The sequence below is a fragment of the Marinimicrobium sp. UBA4209 genome, from assembly GCF_002381585.1.
Lineage (GTDB): Bacteria > Pseudomonadota > Gammaproteobacteria > Pseudomonadales > Cellvibrionaceae > Marinimicrobium > Marinimicrobium koreense.
On the sequence record NZ_DFTP01000053.1, the window covers coordinates 1 to 18,117 of the forward strand.

The window sequence follows — 18,117 nt, forward strand, 5'->3', positions numbered from 1 at the left end:
ACGGCGATCTTGAACTTGCGCGGCAGAAAGGCAAATTCCGGGTGGAAGGTGGACCACTGACGGATCAGTTCGCAATAGGGGCGGGGGTCCACCAGCTCATCGGTCGCGACACCGGCAAACTGATCGGTGGTGGTGTTGCGGATGCAGTTACCGCTGGTCTGGTTGCAGTGCATCTCCACCTCCAGCAGTTCCGCCAGAATGTCCGGCACTTCTTCCAGTTGGGGCCAGTTGAGCTGGATGTTCTGGCGGGTACTGATGTGGCAGTAACCCTTGTCGTAGGTACGGGTAATGTGGGCCATTTTGCGCAACTGGCGGCTGTTCATCAGGCCGTAGGGCACGCAAATGCGCAGCATCGGCGCCAGGCGCTGAACATAGAGGCCGTTTTGCAGGCGTAGGGGAAGAAATTCCGCTTCTTCCAATTGGCCGTCCAGATACCGCTCCATCTGCGCGCGAAACTGGGTAACGCGCTGCCCCTGGATGCGGCGGTCGTATTCGTCATAGATGTACATAGAGGGCTGTATTACCTGTACTTCCGGGAAAGGTTGGGTATGTTAGCGAACGCTAATGCAATAGCGCCCGTAAACCGGTGTATTGTCGCGGCGGAGGATACAGCAAAACCCGCTTCGGCGCGACCCTGAACGGAGGTGGTGGTCGGCCCGGTGGCAGGCCACACACCCGTCTCAGAGGGCGCAAAAATACCAGAGACCGGGGGCCGGTTTGAACGAATGTTTTCCGCTATCCTAATGCTTTTTGGTTATATCCGGTGGCGGTCGCTTGTCAATCCGGGTGGGGTGTGATTAGATTCGACTGTCCTGTTGGGGGCGTAAAGCGGCTCAGCTGATGGCTGTAAAGCGCTCCTATCCTTACCACGTTTGGCGAGAGGAGAATAACAATAATGTCTGAGCAGACTGATGTTATGAAAAATGAGACCCATGAAGCCCACGAGGGCGATGCGTTTGCCGATGCCATGGCGGCGGTGGCGCTGATTGCCATCTTCGTGGTCACCTGTGTTTACTGGGTCAGTGGCCAATAAGATTTTCTTGCCGGCACACTGATCGACCGGGGGTGTCTTTGACGTTGCCATCAGAGCGCCCCGATCCCACCCGATGTCTTTCCGACTCTTTGCATTGAAATAATTGCGTTGTCAATTAATGTCTGGCAGGATTCCTTTCACCTGTCTGATGTCATTGCGAGGGAGTCATGCTGGGTTCTGATCGAGCGGCCACCAAAGGCCTGCACCTGCACAACAGTTTCACCTTCTGGATCAACCGTCTGGCCAGTCAGATGCGGGAGGCGTTCAATGAGGCGCTGACCGAGCATGAGGTCAGTTGGCCCCAGTGGATGATCCTCAACGTGCTGTTCCATGAGCTGGCCAATACGCCGGCCCAGATTGCTGATAATATCGCGGTGGATCGCTCAGCGGTCACCCGTCTTCTGGACCGCCTGGAAACCAAGCAACTGGTGCAGCGTGAGCACGACGGTCTGGACCGTCGCTCCGTGAAAGTGCACCTGACCCGGTCGGGACACGCACTGGTCGAAACGCTCAATGAGTTGGCTGTCACCCACCAGAACCGCTTTCTGAATCAGTTGCATCCGACGGAGCTTCGGGCACTCAAGGGTAATATTCAGAAGCTGCTCAAGGCCGTTGATATCGATAGCACGCAGCTCTGGAAGCACGTCTGACTTACTGTCCGGCCTGAGAGAGCACCAGTCGAACCACGAACACCATGATCAGGATAAAGATCGCGGTGAACAACACCCCGGAAATGATGTAGGCGGCAATGCTGCCGTGCTTGAAGTCGCGCTCGCGGTTTTTGCTGCTTTGCACACCAAACGCAGCGGCCAGAGTGCTGATGATGATCTGAAACAGGTTGGGTTTTTTATCCGGGTCTTCAGGGGCACTCATGTTTCGGCCTCATAGTCTTATTTGCGAGTCGTATTATGTCGTCTTCAACGGATCATCTGACCGTTCTGCCCCCCTGTGAGGAGGACGTTGGGATTGTACGCCAGGAGAGCAGCTTTGTGGTGGTGGATAAGCCGACCCGGCTGTTGACCGTTCCCGGACGTCATCCGGCCAATCGTGACAGTGTCATCGCCCGGCTGCGGGAGACTTACCCGGATGTTCACGCGGTTCACCGGTTGGATTTCGACACCTCCGGACTGTTGGTGATTCCCCTCACCAAGGCCAGCCTATCCAACCTCAGTCGCCAATTTCAGGCTCGTACAGTGAAGAAAACCTATACGGCGGTAGTACACGGCCTGGTACTGGAAGATCAGGGCGTCATGGAGTGGCCGATTGCCCCCGACCCGGAGCGGCGTCCACGGAGTAAAATCTCTGAGGACGGCAAGCCGGCGCTGACCCATTACCGGGTGTTGTCCCGCAACCGGGAGGACAATACCACGCGCCTGGCGCTCTCTCCGGTCACCGGGCGTTCGCACCAGTTGCGCCTACACTGTGCCGAGCTGGGGCATCCGATTCTGGGTTGTGAGTTCTATGCGCCGGAGTCGGTGCGCCAGCAGGCGACACGTCTGCTGCTGCACGCGTCAACGCTCAGCTTTGCCCACCCGGAATCGGGTGAGACTGCCTCTTTTGAGTCGGTCGTACCGTTTTAGGAGCCTGTTCATGGTTCACTCGTCATCCTCCGCAAAGCACCCCTGGCGAGCCTGGTTGTATCGGCAATTGGAGCCAGGCGCCTGGCCTGATCAGGGGCTTTCCCCGGCCAACCGATGGATCTGCGCGCTGATCACAGTGGCGGTGTTGGTGGCATTGCTGGAAACCGAGCCCGCCATCAGGGTAGGGCGTGAGCCGTGGTTCGTCGCTTTCGAGTGGGTGGTGGGAGCGATTTTTCTGCTGGAATACCTGATTCGAGCCTGGGTGGCTGTGGAGGGCGCCCGCTATGCCCACCCGGTGTGGGGCCGCCTTCGCTATCTGGGCAGCTTTGCCGCGGTGGTTGACCTGCTGGCCATTTTGCCGCTGTTTTTGGGGCTGGTGGGCATGGAAGCCCTGTTCGNNTGCGTCTGATCCGGGTGCTGCGGATCTTGCGTCTGGCGAGGCTGGGGCGTTTCTCCAAAGCCCTGCGGGAGTTGGGGCATGCGGTCCGGCTGCGTCAGTTTGAGCTGTATGTCAGTTTCGGGTTGGCGTTTTTGGTGCTATTGACCTCGTCCATCATGTTGTACCTGTTGGAGGGAGGGGTGCAGCCGGAGGCATTCGGCAGTGTGCTCCGCTCCATGTGGTGGTCAGTGGCCACTTTGACCACCGTAGGTTACGGCGACGTGTATCCGGTGACCGGGCTCGGGCGGTTTTTTGCGGCGCTGACGGCACTTTCGGGTATTGGCATCATCGCCATGCCGACGGGAATCATGGCAGCAGCGTTCAGCGAAGCCATGCAGAAAAACCGCCGGGAAAAGGACGATTAACTCTGCCGGACTATTCTGTTTCGCGATCCGTCCGCTGCCAGCGGGCCAGCTCGGCGTACAGGCGCTCGCGCTCATCGAGCAGCTCCAGTGCCAGCGCGATACCGGCGAGGTTCAACCCCAGGTCCCGTTGCAGGCGACGGGCACGCTTCAATCGGGTGAGGCAGTGTCCTCTGAAGGTCCAGCGCGGGCTTGAAGGGGTGATCGGATCGATGACCCCTTCATGGATGAGTTCGACCACGAAGTCGGCCTCCACCTGGCAATGTCGGCAGAGCTCGCCCAGCGTCAACTCAACGTCTTCTTCCAGAATGGTGCCTGCCATCAGGCGATGGGTATCTCCCGACATAATCAGCTCTCCAGGTGGCGGCGTGGGTTGAACGGCGCGGCGTTTGCCAACTGCTCGTAAGCCGCTCGCGTCGAGGCGTTTTGAGCGGGCGGCGTGTGAATGCTCAGCTCAACGTACAGGTCTCCCGGCGGAGAGCCGGGCAGTCCGCGCTCCTTGAGCCGGAGTTTGCGGCCGCTTTGGGATGCCTCGGGAATCTTCAGGTCGACTTTGCCGGTGGGCGTGGGGATTTTCACTTTGGTACCCAATGCTGCCTCCCAGGGGGTGAGGGGCAAATCGAGAAACAGGTCTCGCCCGTCCAGCCGGAAGTACCGGTGAGGTCTGAATTCCACCTCAAGATAGAGATCGCCACTGGGCCCACCACCCAAACCAGGCGATCCCTGGCCCGCCAGGCGGATATTCTGTCCGGGCTTTATCCCTTTGGGAATTTTGATGTTCAGGGTACGGGGGACGGCCTGGATTCGTCCCTGGGCATCCGCCTGTTGGCTGCGCAGGGTAATCTGCCGGGAGGCGCCGCTGAAGGCGTCTTCCAGGTCGATCTGAATGCGGGCATGCTGATCTTCGCCGCGAGCCCGAAAACCGCCACCTTGGCCGAACCTGTTGTTCTGGGTGAAGCCTCCGCCGTGAAAACCACCGCCGAACAGATTCTCGAAAAAGTCACTGAAATCGCCACTGCCCATACCGCCGCTGTAGTGACGCCCGGCGCCGGCAAAATCGAAGTCCTTCCCCCAATCCGGGGGCGGTTCAAAGTCCTGGCCGCGCTGCCAGTTGCTGCCGAGCTGATCGTAAGCGGCGCGTTTTTCCGGGTCCTTCAATACCTCGTAGGCCTCGCCCAGCTCCTTGAACTGGTCTTCCGCCCCCGCGTCTTTGTTCAGATCCGGGTGATACTTGCGCGCCAGCTTCCGGTAGGCGCGTTTGATCTCATCCTGGCTGGCGTTTCTCTCGACCCCAAGGGTCTTGTAGTAGTCCTTGTATTCCATCGGTGACCTCGCGAATCACAGGAACCCAATACGAACAAACCTTAGCGCCTAAATGGTTGGGGCAAATTGATATTCATCAAGTATGGCACTTACTCTCCCTGAACGGTGGCGACCAGGGTGCGGCTACCGGCGTGATTGCGATGCTCGCACAGGTAAATTCCCTGCCAGGTTCCCAGGTTCAGACGCCCGTCGGTAATCGGAATGGTCAGGCTGGCACCAATGGTGGTGCATTTGATGTGGGCGGGCATGTCGTCGTCGCCTTCGTAGTCATGCTCGTAGTAGGGGGCCCGCTCGGGGACAAAGTGATTGAAGTGTCGCTCCAGGTCGCCGCGTACGGTCGGGTCGGCGTTTTCGTTGATGGTCAGTGATGCGGAGGTGTGCTGAATAAACAGGTGCAGCAGGCCGCAGCGAAGGTGGTCCAGCGGGGGCAGCGCTCTGAGCACTTCCTGGGTGACCAGGTGGAAGCCCCGGCTTTTGGGGGGCAGGCGAAATTCAGTCTGTTGCCACATAGGTAATCTGCCTGTATCGGTCGGTCGCGTGGAGGACGTCGGCGCCAGAAATGGCGCACTCGACGTCATGCAGACACAAAGGGTAACTCGGTGTTGTTGAATTTGCAGCCCCGACTTTATGGGATTGGCGACTGTGCTAGAATGCCCCACCTTATAGTCCGTAAAACCATTTAATAATCGGAGCCCCTGTCGTCATGTTCAACGCTTCCCGCCAAGTGACCTGGCCGCGCCTGAAAAGCGCCATTTCCAAGGATGATGCCATTGAGCAGCGTATCGACGCGCTATTGCATCGAATGACCCTCGAACAGAAAGTGGGTCAGATGATTCAACCGGAGATCAAACAGGTAACCCCGGACGATATCCGGGACTTCCACCTGGGTTCCGTGCTCAACGGCGGCGGCAGTGTGCCCAACAATGACCGGTACGCTCAGGCGAGTGACTGGGTCGCCCTGGCCGATCAGTTTTGGGAAGCCTCTATGGATGACCGGGATGGACGCCTGCCCATTCCCATCATGTGGGGAACCGATGCGGTGCACGGGGTGGGCAACCTGGTGGGGGCCACCCTGTTTCCACACAATATTGCGCTCGGCGCCGCCCACAATCCCGAACTGATTCGCCGCATTGGCGAGGCGACCGCTCGGGAGATTGTCGCAACCGGTCTGGACTGGGATTTTTCGCCCACCGTTGCCGTGGCCAGAGATGATCGCTGGGGGCGGACCTATGAATCCTGGGCGGAAGACCCGGAGCTGGTGCGTGCCTATGCCGGTGAGATGGTGCGGGGGCTTCAGGGGCAGGGCGAGGCTTGCCTGGATGAGCAGCATGTCATTGCTACCGCCAAACACTTTATCGGTGACGGTGGTACGGTTAACGGCATCGATCGGGGTGACAATGTCGATTCCGAGGAGCGCTTGCGGGACATTCACGGTGCGGGCTATTTCAGTGCGATCGAGTCCGGCGTGCAGGCCGTGATGGCGTCATTCAATAGCTGGCACGGTGAGCCGCTCCACGGTCACCATCACCTGCTGACCCGTGTCCTGAAAGAACAGATGGGCTTTGATGGCCTGGTGGTGGGGGACTGGAATGGTCACGCCTTCATCCCCGGCGCCGATGTGCTGAACTGTCCTCAGGCGATCAATGCCGGGCTCGATATTTTCATGGTGCCACACCCCGAGTGGAAAACCCTGTTCCACAACACGGTGGCGCAAGTGCGCGACGGCACCATTGCGCAATCCCGAATCGATGATGCGGTGCGTCGGATTCTGCGGGTGAAGTTGCGCGCGGGTCTGTTTGAGCGGGATCGTCCCTCAAGCCGGACCCTTGCGGGTCGTCAGTCACTCATTGGTGCCCCAGAACATCGGGACGTGGCCCGTCAGGCGGTGCGTGAATCCCTGGTGCTATTGAAAAACCGCGATCAGCTGCTTCCGCTCAACCCAAAACAGCGGGTGCTTTTGGCGGGCGACGGTATCGACAATATCAGCAAGCAGGTGGGCGGCTGGTCGGTCACCTGGCAGGGCACCGGAACGGACGCTCGGGACTTTCCGGGCGCCACCACCGTCAGCGCCGGCATTGAGGCCACCATTCGTGATGCCGGTGGCGAGGTGTTCGTCAGCCCGGACGGTCAGTGCGATGAGTCCGTGGATGTGGCCATCGTCCTGTTCGGGGAGGACCCCTACGCCGAAATGCAGGGCGACGTGCAGAATGTCCAATACAAGCCCCGCGACACACGAGACTGGGAACTGCTCAAGTCCCTCAAGGCCCGGGGCATTCCGGTGGTATCCCTGTTTATTACTGGTCGTCCGCTGTGGGTGAACCGCGAGCTGAACGCCTCCGATGCATTTGTGGTCATCTGGCAGCCGGGCACCGAAGGCGGTGGCGTTGCCGACGTGTTATTTACCGACACCGAGGATCAGGTGCGTCATCCGATCAAGGGGAAGCTGAGTTTCTCCTGGCCCGACCGCCCGGATCAGTGCCCCCTGAATATGGGTGAGCCCGGCTACGCGCCGCTGTTTCCCTACGGCTACGGCCTGGCGTACGGGCAGAACGATCCGCTGGGCGACGATCTGTCAGAGGAGGGCCTGCAACTGCCCGCTACCGAAGATGTCTGGATGCTGTTCAAGATGCGCCCGCTGGACGCCTGGCAGGTGGAAGTCGAGGGCCAGGTGAACGACAAGGCGGTGATGAAGGGTAACCAGGTGCAAGTGTCCACGGTAACGGTGAGTGCGGTAGACCGTGAGGTGCAGGAGGATGCCCGGCAGGTGATCTGGAGTGGCGGTGGCTTCGGCGCCATGGCACTGGCCACCCGGGATCGTCAGGTGCTGACGGATTACTGGAAGGCCAACGGCGCTCTGGTGGTGGACGTGAAGGTGGATCGCGCCCCCACAGCACCGGTGCAGTGGCGCGTGGGCTGTGGCCCTTCGGCGCTGTCCGAGGTGGATATCACTGAGGAGCTGCGCGCTTTGGCGGGGCAGGGCTGGCGGACGCTGTCCATCGCCCTGGATCGCTTCCCCGACGTCGGCTCGGATTTCGGCCTGGTCCTCCCCCCGGAAGAGTTCTTCACCCGCGTCCTCGAGCCCTTCAGCCTCGCGACCGAAGGCGAGCTGGAGCTAACTTTCTCGGGTGTGCGTGTTGAGAAGGGGTAGTTTTACAGGGACGGTTGGTCTTTGGTACTTCGATCAAAAGGCTGCGGGAGGGTATACCGCTCCGAGACACGCCGTAAATACATCCATGTAGGCTCATCACCCGCCGTCCAGGCGGGTGACGGTCTCGGAGCGGTATACCCTCCCTCCGCTGTGCCAGATTCAAAGTTTCGGGAACTAGCACCAGCGGTAATACTTGCCTTAAGGGGCGCGTAGGGTGGATAAGCACGAAGTGCGTCATCCACCAATAACGAGGCTGACGACTTTACCAAAGGTGGATGACGGGGGGCACCCCCTTATCCACCCTACGATTTTAGAGAATGCTTGGTGCAAAGGCGCTAATTCCCGGAACGTGAATCTGCCGCCGCGGAGGGAGGGTAGGTAGTTGCGAGACCGTCACCCGCCTGGACGGCGGGTGATGAGCCCCCAGGGATGGGTTCACGGCGTGTCTCGCAACTACCTACCCTCCCGCAGCCCTCTGGCCGGAGTAACAATCCGCCTCAAGGTACAAGCCCCAACCCTTGATATTCCCCCGAAAGCCCCCATTACCCACCCACAGAATTCAAACCCCGACCAGTGATGGTTGGGAGTCGTGTTCAATGCCAATTGTATGACAGGAGCTACGCACCCATGACCGTGGACGCCCATAAAGAAACGCTTGGATTCCAGACCGAAGCCAAACAACTGCTGCACCTGATGATCCACTCGCTCTACTCCAACCGCGAGATCTTCCTGCGCGAGCTCATCTCCAACGCCTCCGATGCGGCGGACAAACTGCGCTTCGAAGCCCTGGAAAATGACAGCCTCTACGAAGGCGACAGTGACCTCAAAGTGCGTGTCAGCGTCGACAAAGAAGCCAGGACGCTCACCATCAGCGACAACGGCATCGGCATGTCCCGGGACGAGGTCATCGAGCATCTGGGCACCATCGCCAAGTCCGGTACCGCCCAGTTTCTTAAAAACCTGACCGGTGACCAGAAGAAAGACTCCAAACTGATTGGTCAATTCGGGGTGGGTTTTTACTCCGCCTTTATCGTCGCCGACAAGGTTGTGGTGACCACCCGCAAGGCCGGCTTTCCGGCCAGCGAAGCGGTGCGCTGGGAAAGTGCCGGTGAGGCCGAATTCAGTGTCGAAACCGTCGAGAAGGCTGACCGTGGTACTTCGATTGAGTTACATCTGCGCAGCGATGCCGACGAGTTTGCCGATGACTGGCGCCTGCGCTCGATCATCAAAAAGTACTCCGACCACATCGATATTCCGGTGCTGATGCAGAAGCTGCAGACCTCGGAAGAGGACAAGGATAAGGCGCCCGAGGACGAAGTGGTCAACACCGCGACCGCGCTCTGGACCCGCTCTCGTTCCGATATCAGCGATGAAGAGTACAAAGAGTTTTACAAGCATGTCAGCCACGATTATGCCGATCCGCTGACCTGGAGCCACAACCGGGTGGAAGGCAAGCTGGACTACACCAGCCTATTGTACGTGCCGGAGCATGCCCCGTTTGATCTGTACAACCGGGACGGCGCTCGCGGCCTGAAGCTTTACGTACAGCGCACTTTCATCATGGATGACGCCGAGCAGTTTCTGCCGCTGTATCTGCGCTTTATCAAAGGGGTAGTGGATTCCAACGATCTGTCCCTGAACGTCTCGCGGGAAATCCTGCAGAAAGACCCGAACATCGACACCATGCGCACCGCGCTGACCAAGCGGGTGCTGGATATGCTGACCAAAATGGCCAAGAACGAGCCGGAGCAGTACGCGAAGTTCTGGACCGAGTTTGGTCAGGTGCTGAAAGAGGGGCCGGCGGAGGATTTCGCCAACCGCGAGAAAATCGCCAAGCTGCTGCGCTTCGCCAGCACCCACACTGACAAGCCAGAGCAGGATCAGTCCCTGGACGATTACATCAGCCGGATGCAGGAAGGCCAGGACAAGATCTATTACATTGCGGCGGAGAACTTCAACACCGCCAAGAACAGCCCGCATCTGGAAGTGTTCCGCAAGAAGGGCATCGAGGTGCTGCTGATGTTCGATCGGGTGGACGAGTGGTTGATGAGCCACCTGATGGAATACGACGGCAAGTCATTCCAGGACGCGGGCAAGGGCGAGCTGGATCTGGGCAAGCTGGACTCCGAGGACGAAAAGCAGGCTCAGGAGAAGCAGGCCGAAGAACTCAAGCCGCTGCTGGAACGGGTCAAGAAGGCCCTGGAGAACGACGTGGCCGAGGTGCGCATTACCCATCGCCTGACCGAGTCGCCCGCCTGTGTGGTGGTGGCCGAGCATGAAATGGGCGCCCAGATGCGCCGTATTCTGGAGCAGGCCGGACAGAAAGTGCCCGAGTCCAAGCCCAGTTTCGAGCTCAATCCGGACCATCCGCTGGTACAGAAACTGGATCAGGAGCCCGATGAAGACCGCTTTGCCGATCTGGCCAAAGTGCTGTTCGATCAGGCCAACCTGGCCGAGGGCACCCAGTTGGAAGACCCGGCGGCTTACGTGCAGCGGCTGAACAAGCTGCTGTTGGAGCTGAGCCACTGAAGGCATTCCCCAAAAATCCGCCCCCTTGCTTGTACCTCTGGTCCGGTATAAGCTAGCCTAAGTTGTTGAAATTGGACAAAAATAAGTGCAAGGCCAGCACGGGGTGCCCAGCGACGTAAACGGCGGGCACCCTCTTCTCCAATAACAGGGCAAATGCCATGACCAAATCGGAACTGATCGAGTACATTGCCGAGCAACAGGACCAACTGCCGGTCAAAGACATTGAGTTAGCGGTTAAGCTCATTCTCGACCACATGGCCGACGTACTCTCATCCGGCGAGCGGATCGAAATACGCGGCTTTGGAAGCTTCTCTCTGCACTACCGGGCTCCCCGTATGGGCCGCAACCCGAAAACCGGCGAAACGGTTGAACTCGAAGGCAAGTATGTCCCTCACTTCAAGCCGGGTAAGGAGATGCGCGATCGTGTTAACGAAAGCCTGCACCACTGACGCACCCTATCCCAAGGTTATCGCACCATGAAACCACTTCTGCGTTGGATTAAAGTCGCCCTGTTGGTGCTCGCGTTTCTGCTGGGCGTCTGGTTCGCGCTGGAAAACGCTCAGGCGGTACCGGTCACTCTTATGGGATTGGGGCTTCCCAGCCTGTCTCTGGGCGTCTGGCTGTTGATCTTCACCGCGTTGGGTACCCTGTTGGGCATGGCGGTCAGTCTGCCGACAGTGCTGCGGTTGCGCCGTCAGTTGCGCGCCCGTGAACGTCAACTCGCCCGGTGCGAGAAAGAGCTCAAGCAACTTCGCCTGCAACCCATCCGGGATTGATGCCCATGGTCGATATCGGCTTGTTTGGCCTGATCATGGTGGCGATTGCGGCGGGCTTTGTGCTCGGCTGGCGGCAGCGTGGTCGTCGCCTGCAGCAGGAGAACCAGCACTATGGCCCCAAGTATTTCAAGGGGCTCAGTTACCTGCTGAATGAACAGGCCGACAGCGCCGTGGATGCCTTTATCGAGTCCCTGGAGGTCAACTCTGATACCCTCGAAACCCACCTGGCCCTGGGCAATCTTCTGCGTCGCAAGGGCGAAATTGCCAAAGCCACCCGCATTCACCAGAACCTGTTGGCTCGCCCCAGTCTGACCACTCCGCAACTCCATGAAGCCCAGCTGGAACTGGCCCGCGACTTTATCCGGGCGGGGCTGTTGGATCGTGCGGAAGGCTTGCTCCACGAGTTGGTGGATGTAAACAGCCAATATAAATCCGAAGCGCTCACCCACCTGATTGAAATCTACCAGGACGAAAAAGACTGGGAAAAAGCCATTGAGGCCGCCAATCAGATCGGCCAGCGTCGCTTTGGCCGAAACACCGGCGAGCGGGCCATAGCGCGGGCGCACTTTTGTTGTGAGCTGGCGGAAGACGCCATGGAACGGAACGATCTGCTCACCGCGCGCCGCCAGTTGCAGAAAGCGCTGGGCTTTGATCGCCAGTCGGTGCGCGCCAGCCTGCTCTGGGGCCAGTTGGAACACGGCCAGGGTAATGAACGCGAAGCGCTGAAAATTCTGCAGCGCATTCCCCACCAGGACCCTGAGCTGGTGGTGGAGAGTCTGGAGCTGGTATGTGCCTGCTACGAGCGCCTGGGTGACAGTAAAGGGCTGCAGCGTTATCTGGAAGAGCTGCTGGCCCAATATCCGAGCAGCTCCCTGGTGATCAAACTGGCCGAGCAGGTGCGCTGGGCACGGGATGATTACGCGGCGGCGGATTTTATCGCCGAGCATCTGCGTCAGCGGCCCACCATCAAGCTGTTGAACCGGCTGGTCGAGCTGTATCTGCTGCACTCCGAGGGCAGGGCGCGAGACAACCTGCAACTGCTCAAGCAACTGGTGGATCAGGTGTTGGAAGCCAAGCCCAGCCACCACTGCCGCAAATGTGGATTCACAGGCAACCAGCTGCACTGGCTGTGTCCCAGCTGCAAGACCTGGGGCAGCATCACACCTATTACCGGGGTGGAAGGGGAGTAGTACCGGTTCGGCGGTAGTGTTCCCTCCATCGCAGGAGTTAATAGGCGCCAAACGGGTGAAATTTTCTCCCAATCCCCTATAATGTCCGGCCGTCAGGCTGCGTCGGTTCAACCTCCCACAACAAGACAGCCACTACTTCCGCCGGATGAAGCCGCCCCCTTAATGGTTACGGGCGCCGGGGAAGCCACTGAATTTATACCCAAAACGGAGACACATTGTGAAAGCACCTGTACGCGTTACTGTCACCGGCGCCGCCGGTCAAATCAGCTACTCACTTCTGTTCCGCATCGCCGCTGGCGAAATGCTGGGCAAAGATCAGCCGGTCATTCTGCAACTGCTGGAAATCACTCCGGCGCTCAAGGCCCTCGAAGGCGTAGCCATGGAGCTGGACGACTGTGCCTTTCCGCTGCTGGCAGGCATGACCTGCACCGACGACCCGGCGGTGGCTTTCAAAGACACCGATTACGCGCTGCTCGTAGGTGCCCGTCCCCGTGGTCCCGGTATGGAGCGTAAGGACCTGCTGGAAGCCAACGCCAAGATTTTCTCTGTTCAGGGTAAGGCGCTGAATGACCACGCCTCCCGCGACGTAAAAGTGCTGGTGGTCGGTAACCCCGCCAACACCAACGCCCTGATCGCCCAGCGCAACGCCCCGGATCTGGATCCGCGTCAGTTCACCGCCATGACCCGTCTGGACCACAACCGTGCCCTGACTCAACTGGCCCAGAAAACCGGCAAAACCATCAACGATATCACCCACCTGACCATCTGGGGCAATCACTCCTCGACTCAGTATCCGGACATTCACCAGACCAAAGTGGCCGGCACCAACGCCATGGAACTGGTTGACCAGTCCTGGTACGAGAGTGACTTCATTCCGGTGGTACAGAAGCGCGGTGCGGCCATCATTGATGCCCGTGGCGCCTCCTCCGCGGCATCCGCGGCCAATGCGGCGATTTTCCATATGCGCGACTGGGCGCTGGGCAGTGCTGAAGGCGACTGGGTCAGCATGGGCGTGTACAGCGATGGCAGCTACGGCATCGACAAGGGCCTGATTTACTCTTTCCCCTGCGTGTGCAAAAACGGCGACTGGGAAATCGTTCAGGGTGTGGAGATCAATGATTTCTCCCGCGAGAAGATGCAGGCCACCGAGAAAGAGCTGCAGGAAGAGCGTGACGCGGTGAAGGATCTGCTGCCGGCATAAGGCGGCTCCTGAAGTGGTGTCGGATTACGGCCCTTCGGGCCTAATCCGACCTACTGAATATGGTCGGTCCGTCGGTCGGATTAGCGCTCAGCGCGTAATCCGACACCTCACCTCTCGACTGAAAACTACAGCGCACTGATCGTCACTTTCCCTCGGCGGGTTTCGCCGGGTGCCAATGTCCATCCCTCATCCAGTACCGCCCCCCGTTCCAGACACACAAACCCCTGTTCGTTGCCTTCTCCCATATCGTCCATGGCCGCCGCTTTTTCGGCGCCGGGATTCCAGGTGACCAGGCTGGGACAATTTTCATGGCTCAGCCGCAGGTGCGGTGTTGGCTCCAGAGTCACCTCGGATTCCACGTCGGGGAACACCCGGTCCACCTCCCCGGTGAAGGTCAGGGGGCCGCTTTGCCTCAGGCGGGCGTGGTTCTGCAGGTTGTCCAGATAATCCCGCCCGGCAAGCACCGGAACCCGAGCGTCGTCCAGTGTCTGCACCGGCAGATAGCTGTGCAGCGCCCAGGTGAAATCCGCGGCGTGGGAGTCGTGATTGGTCAGGCCCAGTTCCAGCTCAATGGTCTGACCCAATACCATCCGCAGGGCGGCGGTAAAGGGTTGCTCGAATCGTTCATCGCCGGAGTGTTCCAGTTCAAACCAGAGTTCACAGCGACCGTTATCGGCCTGGGCCACCTGCGTGAGCGCCCAGTCGGAGGTGCGGGCAAACCCGTGCTGGGGTTTATTGTCGTCAGGGTGGGGGCCAAACCAGGGCAGACAGACCGGCACCCCACCGCGCAGCGCCTTGCCCGGCTCGAACTGGCACTGCGGGCTCAGCCAGAGCAGGGGTGTGCCGTCGGCCTTGGTGAAGGACAGCAACTGGGCGCCCTGGGGGGCGACCACGGCCTGACACAGGTCGGTGTCAATGCGAATCAGGGGCAGTCCCGTGCCCTGGGCGTCGGGAAACAGGGTTTTGCTGTCGGTCAAAGTGATCCCCGCGTAGGGGCGCACCAGATCGGCCAATGCGGGCATAGTGACTCCTCGTCGACGGACGTTGTGAAGAAAAACCGTCCTATTTTACGCCAAATGGGGGAAAACAGACCATGTTGCCGGCGGCAACACCGGCTATTTTGCTCCGCCGCCCGCTCACCCTTTGGCTTTCGGCCACGCAGCCAGTATCATGCGCACCCTGAAATCAGCGAAAGAAAGAGGCCGGCGTGAGTCAACAGCAATTTGTCATTGGTCAGCGGTGGGTAAGCGACACCGAAGCGGAACTGGGTCTGGGCATTGTCCTGGAAACCGACGAGCGACAGGTCACCCTGGGGTTCCCGGCCGCCGGTCAGCGTCGGACTTACGCGCTGCGCAGTGCGCCGGTCAGTCGGGTCCGTTATCAGGTGGACGAGGTGATCAGCCACCAGGACGGCACCACCATCACCATCGCCGAAGTCATGGAGCAGGGGCTGTTGCTGGCCTACAAAGGTTATACCGAGGAAGGGGACGAGCACCTGATCCCGGAGTTTGAACTGGACAGCTTTGTCCAATTCAGCACGCCCCGCGAGCGCCTGTTTTCCGGCCAGATCGACAAGTACACCCACTTCAGCCTGCGCCACCAGACCCTGGACACCCTGCACCGCCACCGGCAGAGCGCGGTTTATGGCCTGAGTGGTCCGCGCATTCAACCGCTGCCACACCAGTTATACATTGCCAGCGAAGTGGGGCGACGTCAGGCGCCTCGTGTGCTCTTGGCGGATGAGGTTGGCCTGGGTAAAACCATCGAAGCGGGCCTCATTCTGCATCAGCAGCTGATGACCGGGCGGGTCCGTCGCGCGCTGGTAGTGGTGCCCGAAAGTCTGCAGCATCAGTGGCTGGTGGAAATGCTGCGACGCTTCAACCTGAGCTTTACGCTACTGGATGAAGCGCGCTGCCAGGGCATGGCCGGACTGGACGATATCGATCCGTCCCTGTTACCCGATGACGAGGAAATCGTTATTGCCGAGGCCGAGGACAATCCGTTTGAAAGCGAACAGCTGATTCTCTGTTCCCTGGAGTTTCTGAGCGGCAGTGAGCAGCGCTACCAGCAGGCGGTGGAAGCCGGCTGGGATCTGCTCTTGGTGGATGAGGCTCATCACCTGCAGTGGCACGATGGCGAGCCCAGCGCCTCCTATCGCTGCATTGAGGGGCTGTCGAAAGTCTCGGACGGTCTGTTGCTGCTGACCGCGACACCGGAGCAGTTGGGTGTGGAAAGCCACTTTGCCCGTCTGCGCCTGCTGGATCCGGATCGCTACCATGACCTGAACGCCTTTCTCGCCGAGCACGATGGCTACGAAGCGCTCAATCAGCGGGTACAGGGTTTGTTGGCCGCCCGCGACGGGAGCTCAAGCGATGTGGTAAACGCATTGGATGGCGCCCTGACCGACTATCTGTCGGAGGCGGAACTCAAGCGCCTCAAGACCCAGGCCAAGGATCAGCCGGGTGAAGCCGTGGGGCAGGCAATTCACGCCCTGCTGGATCGTCACGGCACCGGCCGGGTACTGTTTCGCAATACCCGTGCGTCCGTATCCGGCTTCCCGGAGCGCAAGCTGCACAACCATCCCCTGGACCTGGATGATGACGACCTGATGGCCCTGAGCGAGCGGCCATTGGATGAACAACTGCGACCGGAAAATTTCTGGTTTGAACACCGGGGGGCCGACTGGTGGCTGGTGGACCCACGGGTCGACTGGCTGAGTGATTTCCTCAAAAGCCAACGCGGTAACAAGGTACTGGTCATCTGCGCCAGTGCCGATAGCGCCCAGGCACTGGAACTCTATTTGCGCTTGCGCAAAGGCATCGCCTCGGCCGTTTTTCATGAGCACCTGAGTCTGCTGGAGCGCGACCGGGCCGCCGCCTATTTTGCTGATCAGGAAGCCGGCGCTCAGGTATTGATCTGTTCGGAGATCGGCAGTGAGGGGCGCAACTTCCAGTTCGCCCAGGACCTGGTGCTGTTTGACCTGCCTCTGAACCCGGACCTGCTGGAGCAACGCATCGGTCGCCTGGACCGCATCGGCCAACAGGGACAGGTCAATATCCATACGCCGCACTACGCGGATACCGCCCAGGAACACCTGCTGTATTGGTATCACCGTGGCCTGGACGCCTTCGAGCACACCTGTGCCATTGGCCGGACACTGTACGATGAGTTTGAAGCGCGACTGCTCGCCTCGCTCACCGATGTAGACGACACCGCATTCGATGCACTGCTGGACGACACCCGCGAGCGGGCCGAAGCCCTGCGGGCGCAATTGCAGGCCGGACGGGATCGCCTGTTGGAGCTGAACTCCTGCCAGCCGGAAAAAGCCGCACCTCTGGTCGAGGCGCTGGAACAACAGGACTCCGATGAAACGCTGCCGGCCTACCTGGAGCGGGTGTTCGACGCTTTCGGGATTGATCAGGACGAGCACGGTGAGCAGAGCTGGGTGGTGCACCCGAGCGAACAGATGCGCGTCTCCCACTTCCCCGGTCTGGTGGAAGAGGGCATGACCGTGACCTTTGATCGCGACCTCGCCCTGTCCCGGGAAGACATGCACTACCTGACCTGGGAGCACCCAATGGTACATGGCGCCCAGGAAATGATTGCCCACAGCGAATTCGGCAACACCGCCCTGGCCACCATCAAGCTGCCGCCCCTGAAGCCCGGCACCCTGCTGCTGGAAGCCCTGTTCGTGCTGCACTGCCCGGCGCCGCGCGCACTGCAACTGGACCGCTACCTGCCCGAATCGGTCCTGCGGGTTCTGCTCGATCCAAAAGGCAAAGACCTCAGCGGCGCACTCGCAGCGGGCAAGCTCGACAGCCTCCTGCAAAAAGTCCCACGCCCCAGCGCCCAGGACCTCGTCCGCCACGCCCGCCCACAACTGGCGGAAATGATGGACCAGGCGGAAGCCCTGGTTGCACCCAAGCAACAGGCCCTGATCGACGACGCACGCACACGAGTGACCCAAGCGCTGTCCGCAGAGCTTGAGCGCCTGAGGGCATTGGCCGAAGTGAACCCGAACGTTCGCCACCAGGAAATCGAAACGCTTGAAAAACAGCTGACGGATTCCGAGCAGTATTTGAATCGTGCGCAACTGCGAATGGACGCAGTGCGTGTCATCATGACGGTATGACGGCCCGGCCGTCCCAGAGGATTCTGAATGTATATATTTTCCGCCAATGGCACCGCACGTGCGGATCGCGACGACATCAAAGCCGGCGACAAAAAGCCGTTTATCGTCTACATCGACTACGTGGATTTATTCGGTGCGGAACAACTGTGCAAAATCTACCTGATGCGCGCGGGCTTCACCGAGATCGAAATTGAAAACCGCAAATACGTCGCCGACACCCTGCGCAAAGACCCCCGCGTCGTGGAAGCTGACAAAGCGATGCAGGCCGCCATCAAAGGCGGCTACATGATTCAGATGTTTGATGAGTAGGACACCGATACAATAATCTGGCACTGAGGCGGCCACGGTATAAACCGGTTGGAGACTCTCGGAGGCATGGATGCCGACGAGAAGCCCCCAGGGAT

At 59.8% G+C, this 18,117-nt stretch carries 18 protein-coding genes and 1 pseudogene; 13 read left to right on the forward strand and 6 right to left on the reverse strand.

Annotation, left to right across the window (positions count from 1 at the left end):
* Nucleotides 1-509, reverse strand: a pseudogene (locus tag B3187_RS07790) (nitrite/sulfite reductase); the annotation flags it as partial.
* 386 nt (nt 510-895) lie between these two features.
* Between B3187_RS07790 and B3187_RS07795 the strand changes: the two are divergent.
* On the forward strand, nt 896-1,033 hold the full coding sequence (locus B3187_RS07795; protein ID WP_170162818.1) for a hypothetical protein: 138 nt from the start codon (nt 896-898) through the stop codon (nt 1,031-1,033).
* Nucleotides 1,034-1,200: 167 nt separating this feature from the next.
* On the forward strand, nt 1,201-1,683 hold the full coding sequence (locus tag B3187_RS07800) for a MarR family winged helix-turn-helix transcriptional regulator (protein WP_286805575.1): 483 nt from the start codon (nt 1,201-1,203) through the stop codon (nt 1,681-1,683).
* 1 nt (nt 1,684) lies between these two features.
* Here B3187_RS07800 and B3187_RS07805 read toward each other — a convergent pair whose 3' ends face one another.
* The gene (locus B3187_RS07805) at nt 1,685-1,906 is read right to left on the reverse strand and encodes a DUF2970 domain-containing protein (protein WP_024460435.1); all 222 of its coding nucleotides are present in this window, start codon (nt 1,904-1,906) and stop codon (nt 1,685-1,687) included.
* Nucleotides 1,907-1,941: 35 nt separating this feature from the next.
* Between B3187_RS07805 and B3187_RS07810 the strand changes: the two genes are divergently transcribed.
* The 3 genes from B3187_RS07810 to B3187_RS07820 all read left to right on the forward strand — a co-directional run bounded on the left by B3187_RS07810 (nt 1,942) and on the right by B3187_RS07820 (nt 3,417).
* A complete protein-coding gene (locus tag B3187_RS07810; protein WP_286805576.1) occupies nt 1,942-2,613 on the forward strand; it encodes an RluA family pseudouridine synthase in 672 nt (223 codons plus the stop codon).
* A gap of 10 nt (nt 2,614-2,623) precedes the next feature.
* Complete coding sequence (locus B3187_RS07815; RefSeq protein ID WP_286805577.1) at nt 2,624-3,022, forward strand: ion transporter; 399 nt, start codon at nt 2,624-2,626, stop codon at nt 3,020-3,022.
* A 17-nt stretch (nt 3,023-3,039) separates the two neighbouring features.
* Nucleotides 3,040-3,417 (forward strand): potassium channel family protein, encoded by a 378-nt coding sequence (locus B3187_RS07820; RefSeq protein ID WP_286805579.1) that lies wholly within the window; start codon nt 3,040-3,042, stop codon nt 3,415-3,417.
* Between the two features lie 10 nt (nt 3,418-3,427).
* Here the strand turns inward: B3187_RS07820 and B3187_RS07825 are convergent, their stop codons facing one another.
* The 3 genes from B3187_RS07825 to B3187_RS07835 all read right to left on the reverse strand — a co-directional run bounded on the left by B3187_RS07825 (nt 3,428) and on the right by B3187_RS07835 (nt 5,246).
* Nucleotides 3,428-3,760 carry a chaperone modulator CbpM gene (locus B3187_RS07825; protein ID WP_286805581.1) on the reverse strand — a complete coding sequence of 111 codons (333 nt, stop codon included), beginning with the start codon at nt 3,758-3,760 and terminating at the stop codon, nt 3,428-3,430.
* A gap of 2 nt (nt 3,761-3,762) precedes the next feature.
* A complete protein-coding gene (locus tag B3187_RS07830; RefSeq protein ID WP_286805583.1) occupies nt 3,763-4,737 on the reverse strand; it encodes a DnaJ C-terminal domain-containing protein in 975 nt (324 codons plus the stop codon).
* Nucleotides 4,738-4,826: 89 nt separating this feature from the next.
* The gene (locus tag B3187_RS07835) at nt 4,827-5,246 is read right to left on the reverse strand and encodes a secondary thiamine-phosphate synthase enzyme YjbQ (protein WP_286805585.1); all 420 of its coding nucleotides are present in this window, start codon (nt 5,244-5,246) and stop codon (nt 4,827-4,829) included.
* Nucleotides 5,247-5,440: 194 nt separating this feature from the next.
* Between B3187_RS07835 and B3187_RS07840 the strand changes: the two genes are divergently transcribed.
* The 6 genes from B3187_RS07840 to B3187_RS07865 all read left to right on the forward strand — a co-directional run bounded on the left by B3187_RS07840 (nt 5,441) and on the right by B3187_RS07865 (nt 13,581).
* Entirely contained in the window at nt 5,441-7,885 is a 2,445-nt protein-coding gene (locus B3187_RS07840) for a glycoside hydrolase family 3 protein (RefSeq protein WP_286805586.1), read from the forward strand.
* Nucleotides 7,886-8,512: 627 nt separating this feature from the next.
* Nucleotides 8,513-10,414, forward strand: coding sequence for a molecular chaperone HtpG (gene htpG, locus B3187_RS07845; RefSeq protein WP_123637567.1), 1,902 nt, complete (start codon nt 8,513-8,515; stop codon nt 10,412-10,414).
* Between the two features lie 158 nt (nt 10,415-10,572).
* Entirely contained in the window at nt 10,573-10,863 is a 291-nt protein-coding gene (ihfB, locus tag B3187_RS07850) for an integration host factor subunit beta (RefSeq protein ID WP_024460428.1), read from the forward strand.
* A gap of 27 nt (nt 10,864-10,890) precedes the next feature.
* Nucleotides 10,891-11,190: a lipopolysaccharide assembly protein LapA domain-containing protein gene (locus B3187_RS07855; RefSeq protein WP_123637566.1), complete on the forward strand. Its 300-nt coding sequence runs from the start codon at nt 10,891-10,893 to the stop codon at nt 11,188-11,190.
* A 5-nt stretch (nt 11,191-11,195) separates the two neighbouring features.
* Nucleotides 11,196-12,380, forward strand: coding sequence for a lipopolysaccharide assembly protein LapB (gene lapB, locus B3187_RS07860; RefSeq protein WP_286805588.1), 1,185 nt, complete (start codon nt 11,196-11,198; stop codon nt 12,378-12,380).
* A gap of 217 nt (nt 12,381-12,597) precedes the next feature.
* A complete protein-coding gene (locus B3187_RS07865; RefSeq protein WP_024460425.1) occupies nt 12,598-13,581 on the forward strand; it encodes a malate dehydrogenase in 984 nt (327 codons plus the stop codon).
* 125 nt (nt 13,582-13,706) lie between these two features.
* Here the strand turns inward: B3187_RS07865 and B3187_RS07870 are convergent, their stop codons facing one another.
* Nucleotides 13,707-14,603 (reverse strand): D-hexose-6-phosphate mutarotase, encoded by an 897-nt coding sequence (locus B3187_RS07870; protein ID WP_286805589.1) that lies wholly within the window; start codon nt 14,601-14,603, stop codon nt 13,707-13,709.
* A gap of 185 nt (nt 14,604-14,788) precedes the next feature.
* Between B3187_RS07870 and rapA the strand changes: the two genes are divergently transcribed.
* Together rapA and B3187_RS07880 are read left to right on the forward strand one after the other, a co-directional pair.
* Nucleotides 14,789-17,713: an RNA polymerase-associated protein RapA gene (rapA, locus tag B3187_RS07875; protein WP_286805591.1), complete on the forward strand. Its 2,925-nt coding sequence runs from the start codon at nt 14,789-14,791 to the stop codon at nt 17,711-17,713.
* Nucleotides 17,714-17,740: 27 nt separating this feature from the next.
* The gene (locus B3187_RS07880; RefSeq protein WP_024460422.1) at nt 17,741-18,022 is read left to right on the forward strand and encodes a hypothetical protein; all 282 of its coding nucleotides are present in this window, start codon (nt 17,741-17,743) and stop codon (nt 18,020-18,022) included.
* Nucleotides 18,023-18,117 lie beyond the last annotated feature (95 nt).